Origin of the sequence: Mangrovibacterium diazotrophicum, from assembly GCF_003610535.1 — a bacterium.
In the GTDB taxonomy this organism is placed as follows: Bacteria; Bacteroidota; Bacteroidia; order Bacteroidales; family Prolixibacteraceae; genus Mangrovibacterium; species Mangrovibacterium diazotrophicum.
Genome location: NZ_RAPN01000001.1, coordinates 2,940,837 through 2,966,279 on the forward strand (window position 1 = coordinate 2,940,837; position 25,443 = coordinate 2,966,279).

20 protein-coding genes are annotated in these 25,443 nt (G+C 42.3%); all 20 read left to right on the top strand.

Features of this window, described 5'->3' with window-relative positions; translation table 11 throughout:
• Positions 1 to 234: 234 nt before the first annotated feature.
• The 20 genes from BC643_RS11605 to BC643_RS11700 all read left to right on the top strand — a co-directional run bounded on the left by BC643_RS11605 (position 235) and on the right by BC643_RS11700 (position 25,422).
• Positions 235 to 1,368: a radical SAM protein gene (locus BC643_RS11605; RefSeq protein WP_120273244.1), complete on the top strand. Its 1,134-nt coding sequence runs from the start codon at positions 235 to 237 to the stop codon at positions 1,366 to 1,368.
• 469 nt (positions 1,369 to 1,837) lie between these two features.
• The gene (locus tag BC643_RS11610; protein ID WP_120273245.1) at positions 1,838 to 2,980 is read left to right on the top strand and encodes a glycosyltransferase family 4 protein; all 1,143 of its coding nucleotides are present in this window, start codon (positions 1,838 to 1,840) and stop codon (positions 2,978 to 2,980) included.
• 510 nt (positions 2,981 to 3,490) lie between these two features.
• Entirely contained in the window at positions 3,491 to 4,729 is a 1,239-nt protein-coding gene (locus BC643_RS11615) for a YjbH domain-containing protein (protein ID WP_120273246.1), read from the top strand.
• The gene (locus BC643_RS11620) at positions 4,726 to 5,484 is read left to right on the top strand and encodes a hypothetical protein (protein ID WP_120273247.1); all 759 of its coding nucleotides are present in this window, start codon (positions 4,726 to 4,728) and stop codon (positions 5,482 to 5,484) included. Before BC643_RS11615 ends, BC643_RS11620 begins: the two co-directional genes overlap by 4 nt.
• A 258-nt stretch (positions 5,485 to 5,742) precedes the next feature.
• Positions 5,743 to 6,423: a YjbH domain-containing protein gene (locus tag BC643_RS11625; RefSeq protein WP_147377204.1), complete on the top strand. Its 681-nt coding sequence runs from the start codon at positions 5,743 to 5,745 to the stop codon at positions 6,421 to 6,423.
• Positions 6,424 to 6,610: 187 nt separating this feature from the next.
• On the top strand, positions 6,611 to 9,055 hold the full coding sequence (locus BC643_RS11630) for a GumC family protein (RefSeq protein WP_120273249.1): 2,445 nt from the start codon (positions 6,611 to 6,613) through the stop codon (positions 9,053 to 9,055).
• Entirely contained in the window at positions 9,039 to 9,431 is a 393-nt protein-coding gene (locus tag BC643_RS11635) for a BT0820 family HAD-type phosphatase (protein WP_120273250.1), read from the top strand. The genes BC643_RS11630 and BC643_RS11635 overlap by 17 nt, the downstream gene beginning before the upstream one ends.
• A gap of 1,060 nt (positions 9,432 to 10,491) precedes the next feature.
• Entirely contained in the window at positions 10,492 to 12,183 is a 1,692-nt protein-coding gene (locus BC643_RS11640) for a capsule assembly Wzi family protein (RefSeq protein ID WP_120273251.1), read from the top strand.
• A gap of 97 nt (positions 12,184 to 12,280) precedes the next feature.
• Positions 12,281 to 13,813, top strand: coding sequence for a lipopolysaccharide biosynthesis protein (locus BC643_RS11645; protein WP_120273252.1), 1,533 nt, complete (start codon positions 12,281 to 12,283; stop codon positions 13,811 to 13,813).
• Positions 13,806 to 14,828, top strand: coding sequence for a nitroreductase family protein (locus tag BC643_RS11650; RefSeq protein ID WP_120273253.1), 1,023 nt, complete (start codon positions 13,806 to 13,808; stop codon positions 14,826 to 14,828). Before BC643_RS11645 ends, BC643_RS11650 begins: the two co-directional genes overlap by 8 nt.
• 5 nt (positions 14,829 to 14,833) lie before the next feature.
• Entirely contained in the window at positions 14,834 to 15,934 is a 1,101-nt protein-coding gene (locus BC643_RS11655; RefSeq protein ID WP_120273254.1) for a polysaccharide pyruvyl transferase family protein, read from the top strand.
• A 7-nt stretch (positions 15,935 to 15,941) separates the two neighbouring features.
• Entirely contained in the window at positions 15,942 to 16,934 is a 993-nt protein-coding gene (locus tag BC643_RS11660) for a glycosyltransferase (RefSeq protein WP_120274249.1), read from the top strand.
• A gap of 17 nt (positions 16,935 to 16,951) precedes the next feature.
• Positions 16,952 to 18,208, top strand: coding sequence for a VpsF family polysaccharide biosynthesis protein (locus BC643_RS11665; protein ID WP_211338042.1), 1,257 nt, complete (start codon positions 16,952 to 16,954; stop codon positions 18,206 to 18,208).
• Between the two features lie 112 nt (positions 18,209 to 18,320).
• Positions 18,321 to 19,427 carry a glycosyltransferase family 4 protein gene (locus BC643_RS11670; RefSeq protein WP_120273256.1) on the top strand — a complete coding sequence of 369 codons (1,107 nt, stop codon included), beginning with the start codon at positions 18,321 to 18,323 and terminating at the stop codon, positions 19,425 to 19,427.
• On the top strand, positions 19,428 to 20,555 hold the full coding sequence (locus BC643_RS11675; RefSeq protein WP_120273257.1) for a polysaccharide pyruvyl transferase family protein: 1,128 nt from the start codon (positions 19,428 to 19,430) through the stop codon (positions 20,553 to 20,555).
• Between the two features lie 71 nt (positions 20,556 to 20,626).
• On the top strand, positions 20,627 to 21,814 hold the full coding sequence (locus BC643_RS11680; protein WP_120273258.1) for a glycosyltransferase family 4 protein: 1,188 nt from the start codon (positions 20,627 to 20,629) through the stop codon (positions 21,812 to 21,814).
• Positions 21,815 to 21,825: 11 nt separating this feature from the next.
• Positions 21,826 to 22,986, top strand: coding sequence for a polysaccharide pyruvyl transferase family protein (locus tag BC643_RS11685; RefSeq protein ID WP_170154530.1), 1,161 nt, complete (start codon positions 21,826 to 21,828; stop codon positions 22,984 to 22,986).
• Between the two features lie 35 nt (positions 22,987 to 23,021).
• Positions 23,022 to 23,465: a glycosyltransferase family 28 protein gene (locus BC643_RS11690; protein ID WP_120273260.1), complete on the top strand. Its 444-nt coding sequence runs from the start codon at positions 23,022 to 23,024 to the stop codon at positions 23,463 to 23,465.
• On the top strand, positions 23,462 to 23,944 hold the full coding sequence (locus BC643_RS11695) for a glycosyltransferase (RefSeq protein ID WP_120273261.1): 483 nt from the start codon (positions 23,462 to 23,464) through the stop codon (positions 23,942 to 23,944). The genes BC643_RS11690 and BC643_RS11695 overlap by 4 nt, the downstream gene beginning before the upstream one ends.
• 62 nt (positions 23,945 to 24,006) lie before the next feature.
• Positions 24,007 to 25,422 carry a Coenzyme F420 hydrogenase/dehydrogenase, beta subunit C-terminal domain gene (locus BC643_RS11700; protein WP_120273262.1) on the top strand — a complete coding sequence of 472 codons (1,416 nt, stop codon included), beginning with the start codon at positions 24,007 to 24,009 and terminating at the stop codon, positions 25,420 to 25,422.
• The last annotated feature ends 21 nt before the right edge of the window (positions 25,423 to 25,443 follow it).

The window sequence follows — 25,443 nt, forward strand, 5'->3', positions numbered from 1 at the left end:
CGGATGAAGGTTCACCGGCGCGTCATTGCGAGGAGTGAGGAACGAACTACGAAGCAAACTCTCCTCAACTTGCGACAGATTGCTTCTCCGGCAAAGCCGGATCGCAATGACGGGGGAAGGGGCAGATTGCTTCCCGCTTCGTGCCTCGCGGTCGCAATGACGGGTGAAGCGGGCTCGTCCGTCTGTCCAGCCGGACAGGCAATGACGGATAATAGAAAATAACCAAAACAAAATATGAATCAAAACATACCGATGCCGACCGATGTGTCGATCATCACGACCTATCGATGCCAGATGCGCTGCAAGATGTGCGACATCTGGCGTTACCCCACGGATGTCAAACAAGAGATCACTGCCAAAGAGCTGGAGATGCTCCCCGACTTTAAGTTTGTAAACCTAACCGGGGGCGAGCCTTTCCAGCGGGAAGACCTGGAAGATATCGTGGAAGTGATGTTCCGCAAGGCGCCGCGCATTGTAATTTCCACCTCGGGCTGGCATCACGACCGCATTTTGAAGCTGGCCGAGAAATATCCCAACATTGGTCTCCGAGTCAGTATTGAAGGGCTGGAACGCACCAACGACTCGTTGCGTGGCCGGATCGGCGGATTCGAGCGTGGCTATGGCCTGCTAAAGGAACTGAGCCAAATGGGCATAAAAGACATTGGTTTCGGAATGACGGTTTCGAACCTGAACCACGGCGACCTGATTCCCCTTTACGAACTGTCGCGCGAGCTAAAACTGGAATTTGCCACCGCTGCTTTTCACAACTCGTACTACTTTCACAAGGAGGACAACCTGATTAGCAACAAGGAGGCTGTGAATGCCGATTTCGAAAAGCTGATCAACGCCTTGTTGAAAGAAAACAGTCCGAAAAGCTGGTTCCGGGCATTCTTCAACATGGGTTTAATCAACTACATCAACGGAGGGCGCCGTATGCTCCCCTGCGAGGCGGGCCTGGTAAACTTTTTTATTGAACCTTACGGTGAAGTGTATCCGTGCAACGGGCTGGAAGACGGCATCTGGAAACAAAGCATGGGCAACATTCGCGAGGCGAAGAACTTCGAGGAGATTTGGTATGGCGAGAAAGCCCGCCAGGTACGCGAACGGGTGGCCAACTGCCCCAAAAACTGCTGGATGGTGGGTACAGCCGCCCCGGTGATGAAGAAATACATTAAGCACCCGGCGACCTGGGTGGCTAAAAATAAACTGAAAAGCCTGATGGGCCAACATATTTGCGCGGATCAAATCCCCTGGTTCAATGTGGGCCAGGATCCGAAGCAAGGAGACCTGAACTTTCACCGTCTTCAACCTTACAACGACGGCACGGGCGTTAAACCCGACCGCAAGCTGCCGCTGGTAGAGGAATAAAGAACAACAAAGTCAGCGCAAAGATTGCTTTTCGATACTCGCCCGTCTGGCCTGCCGGACAGGTAATGACGGACGAAGGTTCCTTAGATCGTCCTTGCGGGGAGAAACAACGAAGCAATCCATTGATTCCAACACGGCCTCGTCATTGCAAGGAGGATCCGCCAGTCGGCGGAAAGGACGAAGCAAGCTCTGCGGATACTGGTAACAGATTGCTTCATTCCGCTAAGCTTCATTCGCAATGACGATGCCAGAGACAGATTGCCGCACTTCACTGCGTTTCGCTCGCAATGACGATGCCCAATTGGGGTAAAACTACACCCCCTCTATAAAACACCTCCGTCATTGCGAGGGAGGAACGACCGAAGCAAACTCAGATTGCCGCTCCCAATAACAGCTATAACAAAACACAAACAACCCAAAAACCTTTTCTCTCCACCCCTGAGAGAAGCCTAACCCAAACTCACAAAACATGAAAATCTTTGTCACGGGCACCCGCGGGATACCAGGTATCCAGGGTGGTGTGGAAACCCATTGCCAGGAGCTTTACCCGCGCCTGGTGAAGATGGGGCACGAGGTGGTTATTGCCCGCCGCAAGGCTTACGTGGACGATCATTGCCAAAGCAACACGTATAAAGGGGTTCGTTTAGTTGACGTACCTACTGTAAAATCGAATGCGATTGAAGCCTTCGTACATACCTTTCTTGCTGTGCTAAAAGCACGGACGATGAACCCGGATTTGGTACATATCCATGCCATCGGCCCAAGCATCATGGCTCCTTTAGCGCGTTTGCTGGGCCTGAAGGTTGTGGTGACCAACCACGGGCCCGACTATGACCGCCAGAAATGGGGACGCTTTGCCAAGCGGGTCCTGAAAACCGGTGAGAACTTAGGAACCCGCTATTCCAACCAGGTGATTGCGATCTCGGAACCGATCCGCACAACACTTAAAGAGGATTATAAGCGTCAGGATGTCCATTTGGTTTTTAACGGGGTGAATACGCCAATTAAACATCCCCGAACCGATTACCTGGAATCCCTGGGAATTCAACCGGGCAACTATCTGTTTGCAGCGGGACGCTTTGTTCCGGAGAAAGGCTTTATCGACCTGATCAAAGCCTGGGATCAGCTGCCGGAGCCCAAACCTCAGCTGGTGATTGCGGGCGACTCAGATCACGAAACCTGCTACAGCAAAGGAATCAAGAAACACGCGAAAAAGTACGGCGCCATCCTGACCGGATTTGTTAAAGGGGGAAAACTAAACCAGCTGTTCAGTCATGCCCGGTTGTTTGTGATGCCTTCCTACCATGAAGGTTTACCAATTGCCTTGCTGGAAGCCTTGTCCTATGGGTTGGATGTGGTGGTGTCGAACATCCCGGCCAACCTCGAAGTCGCCCTCGACCCGGCTTGCTTCTTCGAAACCGGAAACAGGCAGGCCCTGACCGCATCGATTCAAAAGCGGCTTACCCTTAACCAACAACCGGATTATGAGCAGCTGTTGAAAAAATACAATTGGGACACGATTGCTTTACAAACAGAAGCCGTCTACAAGCGCTGCATGAAGAATCCGCTTTCCAAAGCTATTAAACCAGACCCGGTTCGGGTAACACACTAAGGGCGTGGAGCACGGAGCGCTGAGAAGAGGAGAATGTGAGAGGGAGAGAAGATGAAAAGGATAGATGGAATGACTGATTGAAGGTTAATTAATGATTAATGATTAACGATTGAGGATTAACGAATAGCGATTGTAGTAATCGAACTACCTGCAACTTGGAATCTGAAACATGGAACTTACATTAACGCCCAATAATAAATATTCAATATAGAATAACCAATAAAAAAACTCTACGGTTAACTCTGCGTCCTCTGCGGTTAAAATGGATTAACGATTTGAACCCAGAACTCGAACCCTAAGAGACAGATTTTCAGACACCGGATTTCCAGATTGCCGGACAAGAAACGCAAGGCGCAAAGAGCAGAGCGATTGATTAGTGATTAACGATTGAGGATTAACGAATAACGATTGCTGAAATCGAATTAGCCGGAACTTGAAATCTGAAACCAGAAACTTGGAACTTAAACCAACACGCACCCACCTCTGCGAAGCTGAATAAAAAAATAAAACATGGGAAACTTAACGCGAAGATTTTTACACACGCTGGCAGCGACGCTGGTCGTGGGAACGGCTGTGGCCCAACAGGCCGCTAAAGAAGTGCAACAACAACTTCGGGAAACCGGGTTCGAAGAGATCCGGTTGGAGGCTGTACGTATGCTGGAAGGCGATTCGATTGTGACCTGCACAGTAGAACGTGGCCTGGAAACTTCGCCGGGCAAAGATTTCCGGAAGGCATTGGATTTGTTGAGCAGCCATTACCCAGCAACAACGACCATCCGCATTGTTATGCTCGAGCAGGGACAAGCGACTTATGTCCTGGAAAGCGCCGGATCAGCTGTTTCTGTCCAAAACAGCGACGAACAAACCGATGGCAGCTCCCAACGTGCTTTTGAATTAAACTATGCCGACGGAACGTACTTTAAACGGATTGAATGGCAAAAGCCCCTACGTTCGGTGCATTCGGGAGTCACCTTTACAATCTTCCCGCAGCTTCGTTTGCAGAATACCTATTACGACAAAATCTACGAGGTTCAGTTCAACCTGGCTCCCGCCCTCGAATATTCGCCCTGGCGCGGCATGTTGTTAACCGGTCAAATGCTATTCCCTCTGTATAACGACCTGGATTACGCCGGCGACTATATCCGTCCGGGCTTCCTGACCGCCCGTCAGCAATTCAACCTCCCCCACCTGAACCGAATTGCCTTGACAGTTGGTAATTTCAACCAAAGCCGCTACGGCGCCGATCTGAAATGGTACAAGTTCTTTCAAAACAGTCCGTGGAGTGTTCGCGCTCAGATAGGATTGACCGGGCACTCGAATGTGAAAAACTGGTATTGGGATCACAGCTCTGTTGAAGATCTTAGCTGGAATGTCCGGGCTTCGTATTACCTAAGCCGGTATAACCTGCGGGCCGATGTGCAAGCCGGTCGATACTTTGCCGGCGACTATGGTACACGCGTTGACTTGACCCGTCACTTTGGGCAGGTAAGTGTCGGCTTTTATGCCTCGTATGCCGGTGGCGATGCCAATGGTGGCTTCCATGTAGCTATTCCGATCGACCCGTTCCGTCATCGCCACCAACATGCCGTTCGCGTGATGGTTGCCCCTTACTTCGACCAGGAATACACGCTTGAGGGCGCCCTTACGACCGCCCGGTACTATGAAACGAGCCCGCGCGAAAACCGTTCAGAAATGGATCTTTACCCGCAATACATAGACTATTTAATCAATAAATCGAAAACAAAATGATGAACGTGGAAAAAACTCTGAAAGCACCTTTTATTTTACTCGCCTTTTTAACTCTCGGACTTTGCAGCCTGAATGCCTGCCGTGATGAAGATCCGGAATTTACAACGATCGACGACATCCTGGATGTTAGTGTAGCAACCGACTATTCTTCCGCTATCACATCGGCGACCAGCCTGGATGCATTACCGGAAGAGGTTGATGCCGCTGCCACGGTAGCCGAAGAGGTGATAAGTACAGAGAGCATTGAAACCTTCAGCAGTGTTGACCTGACTAATGTTGTTGCCGATCTGGAAGCACAAATCACACTGAGTAAAGAAGAAACCTCCCTGTTATTGAAAAACGACGCGGCGACCTACAAGACGGTTGTCAGCCGCTTTGCGACTTTACCCGGCTTTACATCAGGCACGGAAATGAATCAGATTGCCTCGAATATGGCAGGGAGCGAGGAATGGAGTGACTTCCGGATCGAGGTGAGCGGTTCGGCAGAATACCTGTATGCTGACGACTATTACAAAGCAGTGGTGACGATGCAGAAGTTTATCAGTCAAACAACCATCCCAACACTCGAACAGATTGAAGTCCTCAAAACATCAGGCGACAAGGCAGCCTATATCAACCAGCAGACGGCTGCACTTACGGACGCGCAAAAGCGCCAAATTGCAACGATGGTTTGCATCAGCATTCATCATTTTCAGCAATTCGTACAAGCATTCCTGAACTCTCTGCCCGACCACGATGGCGGCGCGTCGAACTAATCCTGATCTTCATTGAATTTGTCAGTTCTAAAAAAACGCAACGCAAAAGCTGCGGAAACCAATTTCATCCAGCAGCTTTCGCATTCGTTTCACTATAGCGGAAATCAGACCTTGCAGCATAGGCGATTTCCCGAACGGAAGACTCCTTGTCGTGAGAAAATTGATGCAACGTCCGAAACAGATGTCCATCGTGCTGAGCTGAGCCGACGCGGTCGAAAGACAAAACCAGCTGCTAGAGGCGCACTCAAAATCTGTCTTATGATTGGGCTTACAATTCTGGCATTTTCGAGTCAACTATCCGCTCAACAATACATCGGCGGTAGTGGTTTACTAAAGATCCCCGGGGGAGAATTGCGCCCGGATAAAACCGTAATAATTGGTTCCAATTATCTACCGGAAGGAATCGAAACCGCTCGTATCCATTATAACACCGCTAACTATTTTTTCAGCATTAGTTTTCTTCCTTTTCTGGAAGCGAACTACTACTTAACCTTCTTAAAAGACAATGCTGGTGTATTCAATCAACAAGATCGTTCTTTCGGGCTAAAACTGAGAGCATGGAAAGAAAAGGCCGCCCGCCCGTCTCTTTTACTTGGCATGAACGACTTTTACACTCACACAGCCGAAGAAAACAATCAAACCTTTGCCAGTATCTACCTTGTCTCTGACAAAACACTGCCGATTCAAGACCATCGACTGAAACTCACACTTGGTTATGGGTTCCGTTTTAAAGGGAAGAGCAATTTGAATGGCTTGTTTGGTGGCCTTCGTTTTTACCCGGCAAAACTAAACTGGCTGGAGCTATTGGCGGAATATGACTCAAAGCACCTCAACTGTGCAGTCTCGGTGCTACTATGGAAACACCTTTCGCTTTACGGTGGCTGGTACGGAATTGGAGAACCGGCTGCAGGATTGGCTTATCGGTTTCAGTTACCCTAGCAGAGAGCTGGGAGCAAAGAGCGAAGAGTCCTGTGATAAGTGATCAGTCGCAGTTTACAGGGATAGAAGGATGGATGGATTGATGGATTGATTTACTCTTGAAACCCGTAACCTGTAACTCAAAACCCACAACGCGTAACTCGAAAACAACGAATCAACAAATAGAATAATTTTACTGACCTGAAACATGGATAACAACGAAGAATTACTAAAACTCTTACTACCGAAAGAGGAAGAACCGCAGAACATCAAAGATTTTCTGTTTAAAATACTTTACTACTGGAAGTGGTTTCTGCTGACTGCGATTCTGGGTGTAGGTGCAGCTTTTGTGTTCAATCATTTCGCGCCTCCTCAATACCGGGTGAACAGCGTACTAATCGTGAAAGACAGTAAATCTGAAAGCCTGAGCCTGGATAATATTTTCAGCAGTTCACCGCTAAAATCAGATGTGAAAATCGAGAACCACATCGGCATGCTGACTTCATTCACGATGAACCACCAGGTTTTGGAAAACCTGGGCTGGCATATTTCGTGGTATAAATCGATGCCACTGGGCGATTTTACCATGTACGGAAACGAACCTTACCGAGTTGAATTCAGTTCCGATGCGTTTAACCTAAAAGGAGTTCCCATCCATGTTGAGGTTTTAGACGATAAACGCTACAAAGTTGACGTCGATGCAAAGACGATGCTATTGGGGATTGAAACCGAAGTTGTCTTTGAAAAAGAGGGCGTGTTCGGACAGCCCTTCGAGAACCAGTATTTTAGTTTTACCCTGCAAAAAGCGGTTACTCCTAAAGAAGGGAAATATTACTTTGTGTTTAACGATCTGGGGAAACTCACCCTGGCTAATCTCGCAAAACTCCAGATCAGCGCCGTTAATAAAAATGCGGATCTGATCAATCTGCAGATTGAGGGACAAAACCCGAACCAAGAGATTACCTATCTGAACGAGCTTTCGCATGTGTACATTCAATACGGGCTGAAGGAAAAGAATCAGATTTCAGAAAATACGATTCAATTTATAGACCACCAGTTGAAGGACATCGTAGATACCTTGAAATCGACCAGCAACCAGTTCACAGAGTACCGTTCCAGCAAAAAGGTATTTGACCTGGGGACAGAAGCCTCGCTGGTTGCAGAGAAACTCTCGGACCTTGATTCGAAACGCTCCATGGCTAAATTACAACTCGAGTATTACGAAAACCTTCGCAAATACGCGAGCCAGGAAGACGAGATGAAAAACATGGTCATTCCGAGTGTGGTTGGCATCACCGACCAGGGCTTAAACAGCATGGTGGTTCGTTTGAGCGAGCTGAATAGTAAAAAAGAAGCCCTCTCCTACAGTTTGCATAGCAAAAACCCGAGCGTATTGGTCATTGACAAAGAGATCGAATACCTGCGAAAGAGCCTGGAAGAAAACCTGAACAACCTGGTTTTCAACACAACCAACGAGCTTAAATCGATTGAGAAAGACATTGCAGAGGTAAACAAACAGCTGGCCATGTATCCGCAAACCGAACAGGACCTGATCAACATCAAACGGATGGTAGACCTGAACAACGAATTGTACACCTTCCTGTTACAACGCCGGGCTGAGGCCCAGATTACAAAGGCTTCCAATGTACCGGATGTCGACATTTTGGATCCGGCGCGCTATGATACGATCGAAAAAACCGGTCCCCGTAAGAAGCTAAACCTGATCATCGGGCTAATTATGGGCTTGGCAATTCCTTTTGTGATCATAGTTATCCGGGACTTTTTAGATGAAACAGTGCACGATCGCGAACAGGTTGAAAAACTAACCGACATACCGGTTGTTGCCGATATTATGCACAGCAACTACCGTGAGCCTTTGCCGGTGATCACGCACACCCGGTCGGTGTTGGCCGAATCCTTCCGCGATTTACGTACGAGCCTCGAGTACCTGAGCCTCGGCAAGGAAAATGGTGTTCTGGGCGTCCACTCTACAATTCCTGGAGAAGGTAAGTCATTCGTTGCCTCCAACCTGGCTGCGATGATCGCCATGAACAAGATGAAAGTTGTGATCGTTGGAGCCGACATGCGCAAACCGACACTGCATAACTATTTTGGCTTACCTAAAGAAGTGGGTCTAAGCACTTACCTGATCGGCCATCACGATTTGGATGAAGTGATCAAACACAGTGAATTGGAAAACCTGGATGTCATAACATCGGGGATTGTTCCTCCAAACCCGGTTGAATTGTTGAGTTCTGACGAATTCGGAAATCTTATCGACGATCTAAAGCAACGTTACGACCTTGTGGTCATCGACAATTCTCCGATGAACCTGGTAACAGACGGTGCGGTCATTAGCCGCTATACAGATAGCAACCTGTTTGTCGTGCGTCAAAAATATACACCACGCAAACTCATTCTGAAACTGAAACAAATTATCAGTAAGAACAAAATGGAGAAGGCCGGCATTGTATTAAATGATATTAACCCGAAACGCTACGCCAGCTATAGCTATAATTATAGTGGTGGCTACTATAAGAAAGGCTACTATGGTAAACGCGACGGCTACTTTGACGAAAACACGAACGGGAAAGGCAGTCTGAATGATTTTAAACCCGGCAAGAAAAAGAAAGTAAATGATTTTAGCCATTGATTTCGACGGCACGATCGTCGAGCATAAATACCCAAAAATCGGTAAAGAAATCCCCTTGGCGATTGACAAACTACGCCAGCTACAGGAAGATGGTTTCCAATTAATCCTTTGGACATCGAGGTACGGCGAATTGCTCGATGAAGCGGTAGCCTATTGTCAAGACCGGGGGCTGGAATTCTATGCCATCAATAAGAACTTCCCTGAAGAGACAGATAACCATGAAGCGGGCCGCAAGATTGTCGCCGATTGTTACATTGACGACCGCAATCTGGGCGGCCTTCCCAACTGGACAGAGATCTACCGGCTCGTAACGGGTAAAGAAGAAATTGTCACTCCGGTTCGTCGGGCATCTGTTTTCAGTTGGCGGAGAAGCTGACCAGTTTGAAAATGTGATAGAAGTAACACTGGTTATTTAAAGTCAATGGTAGCCCCGGGAGTTGTCAGTTATAAGGTTACAGTTTTGAGTTAGAGGTTCCAAGTGCTGCCCTTAATCGTTAATCAATTACTCTGTTCCCGGTGCTCTCCCTCTCCGCTATCTTAGGCTTTTGCGTTCTGTAATCGTTATTCGTTAATCCGTCAAGGATAATCTTGCAGCAAGCACCTGGCTACTTGTAGCCTGACTACCATCTAAAATCCGATATTCCTCGTCCTTGAGTTAATAGCCCCGGCTTGAAAACTCATCCTATACTTACGGCTGATTCGTTGTTAAATAGCAGCAGGCCCTTGCTCCTTGCGTTTACTCGCTTTGGTAGCAGGGGCTTTTTAATTTTAATTGAATGATCTTTGCATTAAGACACGCTTCCCCAAAAAAAGCCCCCTGATATCTATATTACCTTCCTAAAACATCAAAATCTCCATCGACTGACTATTCATTTTGCTTCCACCCCCTTGCAAATCCAAACAATCTGTCAACAAATCCTCAATCAACCGATCAGCCGCCTCGGTTTTTGTTAATTTAATCTAAACGACTCTATCCTTAAAAAGTGCTGTGAAACATTATTTTTCTCATTTCGTGTTCTGAAATTACGCTTTCAATCACCAATTCACCTCATTCATCCAACTTTGCATTGGCTTAACACATATTAACATCAATTGTCGTAATTTAGACTTGTGACTCTTTTTCTCCGAAAGGTAAAAGAATAAGATTCACCTAGGACTTAGTAATTCAATCATTTTTTTCAGCATTACAACTACATGTAACTGACGAGGCGAAGCTATGCGCTTCTATCTACCTTTCAGGGTTTAATCATTCGGGGTTCGACTTTTAAAGCATAAAATAATTTGTATTCGGCTCTTTAAACGATGCGTTTTCAACATCGAGCCAAACTGGTTTAGTTCGGGATTTACGTCTATTGAAGCGTCGATCAGTCAGGACATACCTGAAGTCGAAATCAAATTTGACTTCGATCAGTGTTTAAGAGATCAACGGAAAAATCATGAGAAAATTAAAATTCGGAAAAGCGGCTCAATTGATCTGCTCTTCTCTTTACATAGTCATACTCCTATTGGCATGCTTTAGCAACACGCTACATGCACAATCGAACGAGACACTTCCTACTTTATCTAAAGTGGAAGGGAGTGGCTCTCCGACCAGGTATGCCCTATTCGCAGAGATGAAGCAAGATGGCTTCGGAGCAGTCACCAATAGCCCTGCTTATCCTAAATATTATACCTCGAGTGGGACTTCTCAGCAAGTGTATGAATCCCCAAAAACAAAAAATTACGGCGCGTTCATCCAGACAGGAGTTATCTTGACAACTGACAGTCTGGTTCCCTTTTGGATGCGAAGCCGCCAGTACGGGAGTATCCCCTTGGATGGGTTTTCCGGCTCTGTCTTGGCCGGAGCTCACAAGGAGTACAATAAGAACCGCAAGCAACTTCTTGATTGGGCGGCAGGATTCGAAGGGCGATTTAACGTCAACGAATCAAAGAATGAAGTTCTCTTGATTGAGGGCTACGTGAAAGGCCGCATAAGTATGTTTGAGATCAAAGGTGGTCGCTTCAAGGATTTTACCGGATTAGTTGACAGCACACTCTCCAGTGGAGCATTCTCACTCTCCGGCAATGCCTTAGGTATTCCTAAAGTTGAAATCGGATTCCCTGAATATTGGGATATCCCGTTTACAAGAAAACTTATTGCCGTCAAAGGCAACCTATCTTACGGTTGGTTCGGAAAAAATTACTATCGAAATTGGAAATATTATTTCTACACCGAAACTTATTATCACCAAACCAGTTTTTACGGGAGACTTGGCAAGCCAAATTGGAAAGTTAAACTCTACGGAGGGATAAACCATCAAGCAATTTGGGGCGGGGAAGATGAAGCTTATAACAGTTGGGATCTCTCTCAATGGGAAACCTTTAAATATGTCTTTATAGGAAAAACATATCGAAAAAAGAATATACCAGCAACCAAAATAGGCAATCATGTGGGTTCCATAGACCAAGCATTGACTTATGATACCAAGAAATTATCGTTCTTTCTGTACCATCAATTTTTCTACGAAGCTGGTGCTATCGCAACCTTTGCAAATGCAAAAGACGGTCTTTGGGGGCTTAGCGTAAAGAATAAAGTCCCAAATTCGAATACTGTTTTTACTTGGAATAAAATCTTGTTTGAATTTCTTTATTCCAAAAGCCAGGGTGGAGAGCCTGATTCAAAACCAAGAAATTCCGGTTTCGAGGACTACTATGACAACCCCTATTACGTCTCTGGTTGGACCTACCAGGGAGAAAATTTGGGTAACCCATTCTTCACTCAGGTTAAGTACGCGCGAGACGAATTACCCGAACCGAAGTCAACATTTCAAAGTTTCTCAAACAATCGGCTGATGCTTTTCCATCTTGCATCAGAATTTTCCATTAGCGGATTCTATTGTAAAACACTTCTAAGCTATTCGATGAACTATGGGAATTACACCACCAGCCCCTCTGCTAGAGGATTGGGAGACCATATACGATATTTCCCACCACCCTATTTTGGACAACAGAATCAATTCTCCGGTTATCTGGAAACTTGCAAGCTCGTTGGCAAAAACCTTGAACTGGGCGTAAAATTTTCGATCGATCAAGGAGACTTACTATACAATTCTCTGGGTGGAGCCATCACACTAACCAAAAGATGGTAAACCAACATAGAACTACAATAAAATCTTTTCTGCTCCTGGAAATGTAATTACAATCGAGCAAAAATATAAGCCCTCAACATCAACAGAACACTCTCTCATGTCTACTTCCGCAAACAACAAGCGAATCGCTAAGAATACGATGATGCTCTATATCAGGATGCTCTTAACCATGGGAGTTTCCTTGTATACAGTGCGGGTTGTACTGGACACGCTCGGAACTATTGATTACGGTCTATATAATGTCGTCGGTGGAGTCGTCACCATGTTTGCTTTTTTAAGTGGCACCATGGCTTCCGCTTCTCAACGTTTTTTCGCCTTTGAACTAGGACGAAATAACATGGGGAAACTTACACAAACGTTCAGTATGACGATGAATATTTATCTCATCATAGCAGTAATAATTGTCGTACTCGCGGAAACTGTCGGACTTTGGTTTTTGACCCATAAGATGACCATTCCGCCGGAACGAATGGACGCAGCTCAATGGGTTTTCCATTTTTCGATTCTGACATTCATGATGACCATGTTCACAATACCTTACAATGCTGCGATTATAGTACAGGAAAAAATGACTGTATATGCATACGTCAGTATATTGGAAGTGGTGCTTAAGCTTATTCTAGTCTTTTTACTTGTTTTTTCTCCATATGACAAACTAAAGCTATACTCGGTGCTAATGTTTTCTGTAACCACGCTTGTTACGCTAATTTATCGCACATATTGCAAACGTAAATTCCAACATTACCGCTACTCCTTTTTTTGGGACAAAGCGTTATTTTATAAATTGATTGGCTATTCGGGATGGAACTTGTTTGGTGCTTTAGCGGGAATGTTCAATAATCAGGGGGTTAACATCATTTTAAATCTCTTCTTTGGACCGACCATTAATGCAGCCAGAGCAATAGCATACCAGGTGAGCGCTGCGATCAATCGCTTTGCCCAAAATTTTATGACAGCTACCCGACCCCAAATTGTTAAACACTATGCGGGCGGCGAGAACAAGCAAATGCTAAAACTAGTATTTCAAAGCTCAAAGCTTTCTTTCTTTTTACTATTTATCATTTCAATGCCTATGTTGCTTGAGACCAATTTTATTATTGGACTGTGGCTTAAAAAGGTTCCGGAGTACGTAACACTATTCACCAGATTAGTCATATTGACCGCGCTAATTGATTCTTTGTCACTTCCATTAATGACAGCCGCTCAGGCTACAGGTAAAATACGAAAATACCAAACGGCTGTTGGTGGGACGATGCTACTGGCCCTACCAGTCTCCTACTTTCTTCTTCTAGGTGGATTCCCTCCCGAAACCGTTATGTATGTTGCTATTGTCAACTCTGTAATTTGCCTCTTCCTCAGGCTACTCATATTAAAAGACTTAGTTGAACTTCCTGTAAAAAAATATTTGATGGAAGTCATTCTTCCTAGTTTATCAGCGGCTCTTGTAGCCTACGCAGTACCCTCAATTCTATCATCACAAATCCCTAGAAGCATGGCCCGCGTTTTTATTGTCGGCTTTACCGGAATAATAACTTCCACGTTGGCCATATATCTGATTGCCTTGACAATGAACGAAAAAAGATACATCCTCGAAACACTACATAAATTAAAAACCAGACGCAATGCTTAAGCAAACAGTCAAAAAAATAATTCCGCCTGAGTTGTTAGACCGATATAAAAAGAAGAAAAAAGTTTTCTCTTTCAAAAAAGGTCTGAAAAAATCATACGAATATGACTACACCAAATATGTTCTCCATTCAAACTCGATTGGGAATGGCACAGCCGATAAGTTGATTGGTGACATTATAAAAGAGTACCACGTTATCGAAAAAGGATTGACGATGCCTGATACCCGGCTTGGATTTGGTCAACCAAAACTTATAAACCTGATTAACAACTGCATCAAATACATCAACCTCTATGGTAACGCGGACGAGCAAGTAGCACATGCAATACAGGTCATTTTAGAGTACGAAGACTTTCATAGAAAGGAAAATTACATTTTACTCGCAGAGACAATACAAGCGCTAAGTAAGATAAAAGAATCCGCTCAAGGGATGAATGCTTGTTCTCAAAGAGAGGTATCGAAAGCGGCTTACTTTAGCCATATCGAAGATCCTTTTCCTGAGTTCTCAGAATCAAGATCGAGCATACGTAACTACAGCCAGGAAGAAGTTCCAATCAAAGAAATTGAAGATGTTCTGATATTGGCTAAAAACACACCTTCAGCCTGTAACCGCCAAACGTGGAGGACCTACGTCTACACAAACAAAAATCGAATCAACAAAATACTGGAGGTTCAAGGCGGAAACAGAGGCTTTGGACATTTAGCGAATAAACTCATTGTTATAACATCTGAATTGGGTGTTTTTTCGAATACCGCCGAACGTTACCAGGCGTATGTTGACGGAGGAATGTATGCGATGAATCTTCTATATTCCTTGCATTCTCACAAAATAGCAGCTTGTATACTAAACTGTAGCAATCCCCGCGACAAAGACATCAAAATGAGGGAAGTATGCAATATCAAAGACTCTGAAGTATTTATCGCAATGATCACTTGCGGATATCCACCAGAAGAATTCAAAATTGCTATCTCTAAAAGGTACACTATCGAGAAAACTCACCAAACGATTAACGATTAAGATTCATGAAGATTGCGATACTAACATTCCACAATGCCCACAACTACGGAGCTGTATTACAGGCATGGGCGTTAAAAACGTACCTTGCGACAACAGGCAACGACGTTGAAATTATAGATTATCGTACATTCGTTAACACCAGAAGTGATTTTAAGAATTTCTTCAAACGTCGAAATATTGCCACACTCGTCTTTAGCGTCGCTTTTAAATTCAATCGGTTTTACAGACGCTTCACCCGTTTTGACAATTTTATCAAGAATAAATTAAATCCGAAATCTACCGTCTATACCCCTTCTGACTTTGCCGATCTCGATTACGACCTGTACATCATCGGAAGCGATCAGGTATGGAATAATAAAATCACCGGAAGCCATGATCCTGTATTTTGGGGAGATATTGAGCAGAAAAAAGACTTTAAGTTGATAAGCTATGCTGCCAGCATGGGAAATGAAACGCTCAATACCCAAAACACGTTACAGATTCAAGACTCATTAATCCGGTTTGACAGTATAAGTGTTCGAGAGAAAAACACTGTCGATCAACTACGAAAGATCGTTTCGAAAGAAATCTTTCACGTATTTGACCCGACATTCCTGCTAAAGGCACAAGACTACAATGAAATTTTAGCCTCCCCCGTTGTAAAAGGTAAATACATTTTGGTTTATCAGGTTGCATTCTCCCCAAAGGTCGAGAATGTCGCTAAGCAAATCGCGAACCAGACGAATTCAACAATCATTCATTTAGAATCCACAATCAAGTACAACATACCTGTAAAGAATCATTTCGAGACAATGGGCCCGATGGAATATCTGAGTTTAATAAAATACGCCCATTGTATTGTGACAACCTCTTTTCACGGGACAGCATTCTCCATTATATACGAGAAGCCATTCTACCTGGTAAATCTGGATAGTCACAACAACCGTCCTAAATCTTTATTGCAAGATCTGGGGTTGACCCACAGAATAATTGAGAAAGCTGAAGATTGCTCCTTTTCTCCGATTGACTATTCTAAAATTCAATCCGCACTATCTGAAAAACGAGCGTCTTCGCAACAATTTCTGCAAAACTCGTTCATTCAACCCATCGTTGGAAAATATGCATGATCACTGTATGCCCACACTTTCTATTATCATTCCGGTTTACAACGTAGAAGAGCACATCCGAAAATGCGTAGATAGTATCGTTGTCAACAAATCGAGCGCGATTGAGATAATCCTGGTTGATGACGGAAGCTCTGACAAGTCGGGAGCAATTTGCGACCAGATTGCAGAAACAGATTCCAGAGTTACAGTCATACATAAAAAAAACGGAGGAGTCAGCAAAGCCAGAAACACAGGACTAGCTGTTACTAAAGGAAAATACATTGGCTTTGTTGATTCTGATGACTATGTAACAGAAAACTATGTCGATAGCTTAATCGAGTTGCTCAACACCGAGTCTCCTGATATTATTCAATTTGGCGTTGAAAGGGTTTCAACCAGAAATGCATACACGATTTGCCCTGAAAAATCTAGGTTGTATCAAAACTCAAATAACTACATCCTCAAGGAGCATTATTCCCATGGTGTTTGGTCTTATGCTTTCAAAGCCGAATTAATCGAAAAAAACAAAATTCGCTTTCCGGAAGATATTCCGTTTTCAGAGGACCAAGCGTTTATCGCAAGATGCTTCTTAAAAAGCCATTCAATAAAAGCTATAAACAGGTGCTTATACTATTATATCGATCGTTTTAACTCTGCTGTTAACAGTAATAAAAAACACGAAAGAGCATATTGCAACCTTTTAGTTTTTAATGACCTCCTACGATTTCACAAGGATAATGAATTAAATGCTACCGCGTTCTCCCGTTCAATTTTGAAAAACTTGTTCTTCGACTATTTCTTGTACTTAAAGAGATTTAACATCCTCAAGAAAGAGTTCATTAAAGAAGATTTAAATGTCATCGTCAATTCAGATTATTTAAAAACGTTCAGCAGGAAACTCCATATTTTATACGCAACGGCAACTGTCTATCCGGTTGAATTTGCGCTTTATTCCCAAGCAGTCAGAAAAATAGACAGAACCATACGCTCAATCAAAAAACGAGTCCACCGCCTCTATTAAGAAGAAGAAGAATCCAAATGAGAAATATTTTCTACATCACAACATTACTTCTGCTTACACTTGGTCCTACAGTACTAAATTACTTGGGCTGGAAGATCGGTTTCTCGAACGGTCCTTTTTATCAAAAGTCTTATCCGGCTTTTTGGCTTCTGATGCTACTGTTTTCCTGGATATTGACACAAAAGCCAAAATCTACCTTGAGGTACAATCGCACTGAAGTAAATATTTTCGCCCTGTGCATTATAATAATCCTAACAATGACAGCTTTGGGATATGACTCTGGACTTTCGATTTTCTCAAACTCAATATTATTACCAGTACTACTCTCTATAAGTCTGACCTATTTTATCGCATATAAACCAACAAGAACAACAACCGACATCAAAACTATTTTACTGGGCTTCTTAATTTTAAATTCCGGTCTGGCAATTGCAGAACGAGTCCTGCATACTAATTTTTTCCCTTTCACCCTAGCCTTACAGGACGAAACAGTTTCGATAGAATATGAAAGCATAGCAGAATTCAGAAGCACAGCATTAATGGGACATCCTTTGAGCAATGCATTATGCACCACTGTCATTATGAGTTTTATTTTGATTTCCGAACTCCCGGAAAAAAAGAAATACGCTTTGTGGCTTTTGGGATACGTTGCGATTCTATGCTTTAATGCCAGAAGCTCGATATTAGCCTGGGGGGGGTTTGCCGGAATCTACATCATGAACAGATTATGGGATCGACAATATTCAGTCTCAAAGAAAATTTGGTTAATCGCATTGGGGGCAATTGGTTTACTAGCTATACTTTACCTAATCTTTAATACGGGTATCGGTGGACGCTTACTCTCAATGGAACTTTTTGATAATAGTGGTACATCCCGCCTACGTATATTTGAAATATTTGACTATTATAGTTTTGGATCATTTCTCTTTGGGGGGGTATCACCTGAAACCATGTATATCATGGCCAATACTGTAGGATTAGGTCATATTGAGAACTACTGGCTAATCTATATTTTCCGGTTTGGTATAATCTATACGGTAATACTAACGATACTATTCTACAATCTATTTAAACGCTATTTAACTCCATACAACAAGTTCCAAAAAATATTCGTCGTACTGTGCTTTCTACTTATCAGCAGCACGAACAATTCGTTAGCCATGGGGGTCCCTGCAATATCAGTATTCTTACTCTGTGCTGTTGCATTTGGAGATAGTAATATGGAATACAGTGGCGAGATTTACGAGCCAACACCCTATCCCCTGCAAAACTAAATTGCTTTCCCTGGGGAAAAAAACATAACAGGGACGACGCACATACCGCCTTTGGAGTTTAAATAGCGCAAGTCTAACATAGCAAAGTTGTATTGCCCTAATAATATTGAAGATGACGAAACTCTTGCATGTAATTCACGATTTCCTTAACGGAGGAATAGAGAGCTTCTTGTTTTATTTGTCACAAGAACAATTAACGAATAAAAACTTAGAGGTCACAATTCTTTGTTTACAAGAAGAGCATAAAATAACAAATCCTCGGATCAAAAGTCTCCCGTTAAAAATTATATATATTCCTATACCGCCTTTCGGGAAGTCGTTCAAAAGGTATCGGGAATTTCTTAGAACGATTAATGATTATGATATTGTACATTGGCATACTTTTAAACCAAACCTAGCATTCCTTTCCAGGTTTTCGAATACAAAACACGTTTATACTGTTCATAGTGCGGGTACATTACTTCGTCAGAAATCTACCTACCGCGATTTCAAAGCCTACCTATTCAAAAAGTTCTTAAATCAAACAATAGATGGCATAGCTAGCAACTCAATCTATACTCAGAATTTTTGGAAAGAAAAGGGAGTAAAAACGAAGAACAACAGGGTCATCTATAATGGAGTATACTTCAACAATAGGTACAACAAGGAAAATGTATATCAGGATTTCCCTCATTTACGTGGTAAATTCATCATCGGCACAACCTCTCGATTGATCTCTTGGAAGAGAGTAGACATACTGATCAAAGCTTTCTCTGGTCTCACCAACTCAGATTCAAACACTGTCCTTTTAATTGTCGGCGATGGCCCGGAGAAGGAAAAATTACAAGCACTAACAAAAGCTTTAAAGATCCAAGACCAAGTGACATTCACCGGCTATAAAAGCAATGTTACAGACTACCAGGACGCAATGGACATTTGTGTATTTGCCTCTGCTTCTGAGCCTTTCGGTTTGGTAGCAGTCGAATGTCTCCATCTTGGAAAACCCGTTCTGGTTATGGAAGACGGGGGTGGACTTGTAGAAATAATTGAAAAAGTAGACCATAGAAACATTGCAAATTCCGAATCCGAATTAACATCGCTTCTTGAAAAATTCACAAACAATAAAGACAGAGATAGAGAAGAATTTAACCAACGAAAAACTGTTGCAAAAAGCTTTAGTATCACGAATTGTGAAAAAAATTATTGGGAACTCTATTGTAGCATCGTTAAATATAAATAAATGAACAAAATACTTTATCCGAGTAGAATCATAAAGGGCAACTTAGGGGATGTACTTATTAACGTTTTGCTTATTCGGGAATTACTAAATCATTCAGAGGTTTACCTTAAAGGAAAACCGAGAGCAGAAGTTTACGATTTGATCGTCCAAAATAATCCGGACAAAAACAAACTCAACATAATCGATTCAAACAGCAAAAGCCTGTTCCTGGAGAAGCTCAAAATATTCTCGAATATTGCATTTAAAAATAAATATAGAATCGTTTTCGATACTCCAGGACATGTTACAGAGAAAAAGAAACATTTGAAAACATTACTCAAAGCGATTTCTGACATCGTAAAAGCAGACATCTACCATCTCTTAAATATCAAAATTTACAAATTCGGAATAACACTTGGCCCTTTTAAAAACGACAGTTGGTTCTTATACAAGAAAGTATGCAAAAAAACTGATCACGTTATGCTCAGGGACAAGAGAAACTATGAACAACTAAAAACGAGGAAATTAAAAAATATCCACTTAGGTCCCGATCTCGCTTTCTTACTCTACCGACACCCGCAGCTTAATCCAATCCCTGAGACTAAGATCGAAAAAGAAGGGGTTGTCATCTCCCTACGAGGTTCGCTGATCGGGAAGAAAATTGAGCATAACTACTTCGACACTGTAGTTTCCAACACAATCTCATTAGTGAGTCAAATAGTCTCAGAGGCACAGATTAACGTCGTTAAACTCTCATATCAAGTTGATTGTGACAGAGAGCCCGCGATGGTGTTATTCGACAAACTAAAAATCGTTTTCCCTTCAATAGAATTAATCTTCATAGATCATATTCTGAATTTCGACCAAGCATCTGAACTTTATCGAAACTCGAAATTTGTTATCACTAACAGGCTTCATGTATTTCTATTTGCAATGATCTTAAATACCAAAAGCTATGTTGTCACCGATATCGTCAAGCACCAAAAATTAATTGCTATTATAAATGACTTGGAACTTAGCTCTTTGGTATATTCTCCAGAGCTCAGGTATAGTTTCCAAGATCCCTCTCAAATGGAGCTATTCGCAAAACATGCTGACATAAATGCCAGAACCCTGCGCGAAAGTATTAAAACAATTGCCACTCTCTGAAGGAACCAGCTCTTTTCGATTAACCTCGCTGAAAAGAATTCTAAGTTAAACATTACAAAAGTCAATGTACAATGAAGATCGTAATTGCCAATCATGAATTCCGGGCACATTTCCCGGCTCGCATCAAATATCTGCATGAACATCTCAAAAAAAATGGCCATGAACTCAAAATCATCGAGTTATTTGGCAAAAGCATATGTTATGAATTCTCCAATGATGACAAAGCGATCAATGACTGGGAAATTCTATTCCCAAGCTCTGACGCACATATGGTCGATGGCAAAGAAATTGAACAGAAACTAACGACTAGACTCAACGAAATTGATCCGGACGTAGTACTTTCCGGAATAGCAACTTTTCCTGTTGGGATTATTTCTCTTCGCTGGGCAAAAAAAAACGGTAAGGGTATCGTCGAATTTGGCAACGCAAGAAAAGATACCTTCGCTCACAACAAACTCATTCATCAGATAAAAAGAATGATGTTCCGGAATGTCGATGCCTTCTTCTGTCCGTCACCTGCCTGGGACGAGAGCATGATGTACTGGGGTTTCAAAAAGAAAGAAATTTTCTACGGTTTAAACGTTGCCAACAATGCCTTTTGGCTAACTTCTGTAGAAAATATCCATTTTCATAATCTACCTCAAAGCTATTTTCTCACCTGTGGAAGACAAGTTCAAATGAAAAACCTTCCCCGGTTACTAAAATGTTTTTTCAAATACAAAGAAGAGGGGGGCAAGTTACCTCTTGTAATGATTGGAGATGGTGTCTTACACGACACCTTAGAAGAAATAGCGAAAGGAAGAAATGATGTTATCTTCTTACCATTCCTTAACCACGACAAAATAAAAGAAGTCTTTGTCCAGGCAAGAGCCCTTTTGCTACCGAGTTTCAAAGAAGAAACCTGGGGAATAGTCGCCAACGAAGCAATGGCTTCAGGAGTTATAGTTGGAGTAAGTAATGAATGTGGCTGCTCTTCAACGATCGTTGTTGACGATTATAATGGTTACACCTTCAGTGCTTACGATGAAAACCAAATTATTAATACGCTACATAAAATCGAGCAAATCCCGAACGAAAAATTTTTGCAGATGAAAGAAAATGCCCGAACTCTAATATTGGATTGGGGTGTGGAGCGGTTTGCGAAAGGCGCATTTGCTGCCGCAGAATACGCTTTAAATAACAAGAAAAAAATTAATAATCCGATCGACAAACTTTTAATTAATTCCTGGAGAGGCCGGATGACAGTAACAAACAAATGACAGCTAACAGAATGGAAAAGAAAAGAATCGGCATAATAACAATTTTTGACGTTGACAATTACGGTGCGGAACTTCAGGCATTCGCTTTGCAACACAAATTACGTCAACTCGGACACGACGCGGAGTTAATCAGATATCTGTTCGGAAAACATCCCCTTCACCAGAGGGATAAAAACGAAAAGATCATTGTTCCCTTGGACTTCAAAAAGAAGCTTAAGGTTTCTTTGCTTCCTTTAATCGAAAATCTAAAAACTTTACCATTCAAGAATACCAGGAACAGAAGACGCGAGAATTTTGACAACTTTCACAAGTCGTTTTCTAAAACAACGACTGATACTTATCCTTCTGTTAATTCCCTCAACAGAGCTCAAATGGACTACGATGTATACTGCGTAGGCAGCGATCAAGTTTGGAATTACACATTTGGGTTTAGTCTTTCTCCCTATTTTCTCGACTTCGTTCCACCTAATAAGAAAAAGATATCATTTGCATCCAGTTTCGGCGTCTCAGAACTCCCAGATCATGCATTGGAAGAATATAAAAAGGGATTAGGAAAATTCGACTCTTTGGCTGTAAGAGAGGAAAGCGGTGCTGAATTGGTGAAAAAGATCACGGGTAAAAAAGCAACGGTCGTTCTGGATCCTACCTTATTACTAAACAAAAAGGAATGGTCTGAATTTTCGGATGATCGCTACTGCCCAAATCAACCGTACCTATTACTGTACGTAGTTACACTAATCCCAAGTAAATATGCAAGAGAACTCGCAAAAAAAATCGCGTCAGAACATAAACTCAAGATAGTAAGAATATGCAGAGATGCAGCGCCGGAAGACTATGGCAGTAACATCATCAATATCCGTGATGCAGGACCGTCTGACTTCGTTGGTTTAATCAAAAATGCGTCTTTTGTTGTCACAAATTCTTTTCATGGTACCGTATTCTCAATCAACTTTAGCGTGCCATTCTATTCAATCGTTAGAAAATCTAAGAATAACAATTCCCGGTTATCGAATATACTTAAAAAAGTAAAACTTCAGGAAAGGCTAGTCTTCTCGGGAGATTCCTATCCTGACACATCAAAGGCACTAATATCGATGGATGAAGCCGATGAAATTATCGGTCTTGAAAGAAAAAATTCCGAAAAATATTTGATTCAAGCGATCTCCTGCTAATTACAGTTCCCATTTTAACACTATCAACTCACACTATGAAAATCATGGCAATAGCCTCAGTTGGCGGACATTGGATAGAATTACTCAGATTAGTACCGGCGTTCAGAAATATGGAAGTAATTTTCATTTCCACAAATGCCAAATGCGCGTCCATGGTTCCCAATCAAAAATTCTACGAAATCCCAGACGGAAGTAGGTGGAATTCGATAAACCTAGTCGGCTCACTTTTTAAAATCATAAAGATCATAAAAAAAGAAAAACCTCACTTCATCATATCTACCGGAGCAGCCCCCGGATTAATGGGAATAATTGCAGGTAAACTAATGGGATGCAAGACTATATGGGTCGAAAGCATCGCCAATGCTGAAGAATTATCAATGAGCGGCAGAATTGCTTCTTCCTTTTCAACGATAACTTATGTGCAGTGGCCACACCTATCAAACCATAAAATAAAATATAAAGGAGACATCTTATCATGATATTCGTAACAGTAGGTACTCAAGCACCTTTCGAGCGCTTTGTAAAAGCGATGGACGAAATTGCAGGTAAAATAGAAGAACCTGTCGTCGCTCAAGTTTTTGACGAAAACTACAAGTCAAAGAATATGGAAACATATGCATTTATTTCTCCTGAAAAATTTTCTAAACTCCTACTAGAAGCTCGCTTAATCGTCTCTCACGCAGGTACCGGCACCATACTATCAGCGCTAGAAAACAAAATCCCGATTATTGTAATGCCAAGATTAGCATCACTTGGAGAGCATCGAAATGAACACCAAACGGCCACTGTCAGAAAATTTTTGGAACTAGGTTATGTTTACTCTGCGAACAACCTAGATGAATTAGAAAAGCTGATTATAAATGATAAAACAATATCTCTCCATCAATTGGGCAAATACGCTTCTACTGAACTAACGGAATCATTACATGATTTCTTCATTTCGAATGCACCTGAATAGGAGCATCTATATTACCTCTAGAGTTAGATATTCAAAGAAGTACAATCTAGTTAATTTTAGTTATGAAGTTAGAAATAGAAAAGGTAATTGATGGAAACTACTGCATGGGCTGCGGAGCGTGTGCATACCTTAGTTCGTCTTCAATGAAAATAAATAAATATGGGGAATATGAGCCTGACATCAATCTGATAAAAAAGTCAGTCAAAACAGAGGAAGATATCCAAAAAATATCATTCGCATGTCCGTCCCTAAACCCAGAATATAACGAAGATAATCTGGGGAAAACATTTTTAACAACAGCCAAGGGTTACGACTCTCATCTTGGCTATTACTACTCTACCTATGCCGGTTTCGTTAAAGAAAAAAAGTTCCGTGAAAATGGGACTTCCGGAGGATTTGGAACATGGATTGCAACGGAATTATTGCGAAATAAATTAATTGATGCAGTCATTCATATTAAACCTACCCGAAAAAGGGAAAAGCCCCAAGACCCTTTCTTTAAATATGAACTCAGTAAATGTGAAGAGGAAATTATTAACGGTGCAAAAACTAGATACCACGTTACCGAAATATCAGATGCACTCAATATCGTCAGGACAAATCCAGGACGATATCTTTTCGTGGGACTACCATGCATGATAAAAGCGGTAAGAAGAATACAGCTCATCGACCCAACGATTAATCAATGTATTAAATACACAGCATCGTTGGTTTGCGGCCATCTTAAAAGCCTTAATTGGACTTTGTCATTAGCTTGGGCAAAAGGTCTATCTCCGTCTGAAACTCTGCAAATTGACAGTTTCACCTATCGTACAAAAGCGAAAGACATCCCAATAAAAGCCTACGTTTACAGTGCTCAGATAAATAACGGAAAGAAAAAAATTCAAGAAGATACTTCTAATGTCACTGGTGGAAAATTCAATCAGGGTGCTTTGATGTTACCTGCCTGCAACTTCTGTGATGACGTTGTTGGCGAAACGGCAGACATCACAATTGGCGATGCGTGGCTACCAAAATATGAGATCGATAATAAAGGCACAAACCTTATAATAATCCGAAATAAAACTCTAGATGAACTACTCCAAAATGGTAAAAATGAAGATAGGATACATCTTGTTGATGTTTCAAAAGAAGATGCAATAAAGTCCCAATCCGGAGGTTTCCGGCAACGAAGAGAAGGACTAGCATACAGACTTGAACATACTCAAAAGAAAGGTCTTTGGGTACCGGAAAAACGTGTCACTCCCGGGAAAAAGGGAATTGCTCCATTAAGGAAAAAAATCTACAAAGAAAGATTCAAAGTTACGTCTAAATCAAGAAAAGCATTTCTGAAGGCTATTGAAGGCGACAACTATAACATCTACACCTCCACAATGAATCACCATCTCAAATTCCTGCGCTTTTTAGAAGTAAGCAGTACTTTAACTCGCATCCTGAAGAGGAGGCTATTTTATATCTCACACAGATTGAAATCGTAATCATTGTTATAATATTCTGAG

Bases quoted from the DNA above. Each gene is read 5' to 3' on its own strand.
- BC643_RS11605 (WP_120273244.1), top strand. From the start codon at position 235: ATGAATCAAAACATACCGATGCCGACCGATGTGTCGATCATCACGACC.
- BC643_RS11610 (WP_120273245.1), top strand. From the start codon at position 1,838: ATGAAAATCTTTGTCACGGGCACCCGCGGGATACCAGGTATCCAGGGT.
- BC643_RS11615 (WP_120273246.1), top strand. From the start codon at position 3,491: ATGGGAAACTTAACGCGAAGATTTTTACACACGCTGGCAGCGACGCTG.
- BC643_RS11620 (WP_120273247.1), top strand. From the start codon at position 4,726: ATGATGAACGTGGAAAAAACTCTGAAAGCACCTTTTATTTTACTCGCC.
- BC643_RS11625 (WP_147377204.1), top strand. From the start codon at position 5,743: ATGATTGGGCTTACAATTCTGGCATTTTCGAGTCAACTATCCGCTCAA.
- BC643_RS11630 (WP_120273249.1), top strand. From the start codon at position 6,611: ATGGATAACAACGAAGAATTACTAAAACTCTTACTACCGAAAGAGGAA.
- BC643_RS11635 (WP_120273250.1), top strand. From the start codon at position 9,039: ATGATTTTAGCCATTGATTTCGACGGCACGATCGTCGAGCATAAATAC.
- BC643_RS11640 (WP_120273251.1), top strand. From the start codon at position 10,492: ATGAGAAAATTAAAATTCGGAAAAGCGGCTCAATTGATCTGCTCTTCT.
- BC643_RS11645 (WP_120273252.1), top strand. From the start codon at position 12,281: ATGTCTACTTCCGCAAACAACAAGCGAATCGCTAAGAATACGATGATG.
- BC643_RS11650 (WP_120273253.1), top strand. From the start codon at position 13,806: ATGCTTAAGCAAACAGTCAAAAAAATAATTCCGCCTGAGTTGTTAGAC.
- BC643_RS11655 (WP_120273254.1), top strand. From the start codon at position 14,834: ATGAAGATTGCGATACTAACATTCCACAATGCCCACAACTACGGAGCT.
- BC643_RS11660 (WP_120274249.1), top strand. From the start codon at position 15,942: ATGCCCACACTTTCTATTATCATTCCGGTTTACAACGTAGAAGAGCAC.
- BC643_RS11665 (WP_211338042.1), top strand. From the start codon at position 16,952: ATGAGAAATATTTTCTACATCACAACATTACTTCTGCTTACACTTGGT.
- BC643_RS11670 (WP_120273256.1), top strand. From the start codon at position 18,321: ATGACGAAACTCTTGCATGTAATTCACGATTTCCTTAACGGAGGAATA.
- BC643_RS11675 (WP_120273257.1), top strand. From the start codon at position 19,428: ATGAACAAAATACTTTATCCGAGTAGAATCATAAAGGGCAACTTAGGG.
- BC643_RS11680 (WP_120273258.1), top strand. From the start codon at position 20,627: ATGAAGATCGTAATTGCCAATCATGAATTCCGGGCACATTTCCCGGCT.
- BC643_RS11685 (WP_170154530.1), top strand. From the start codon at position 21,826: ATGGAAAAGAAAAGAATCGGCATAATAACAATTTTTGACGTTGACAAT.
- BC643_RS11690 (WP_120273260.1), top strand. From the start codon at position 23,022: ATGAAAATCATGGCAATAGCCTCAGTTGGCGGACATTGGATAGAATTA.
- BC643_RS11695 (WP_120273261.1), top strand. From the start codon at position 23,462: ATGATATTCGTAACAGTAGGTACTCAAGCACCTTTCGAGCGCTTTGTA.
- BC643_RS11700 (WP_120273262.1), top strand. From the start codon at position 24,007: ATGAAGTTAGAAATAGAAAAGGTAATTGATGGAAACTACTGCATGGGC.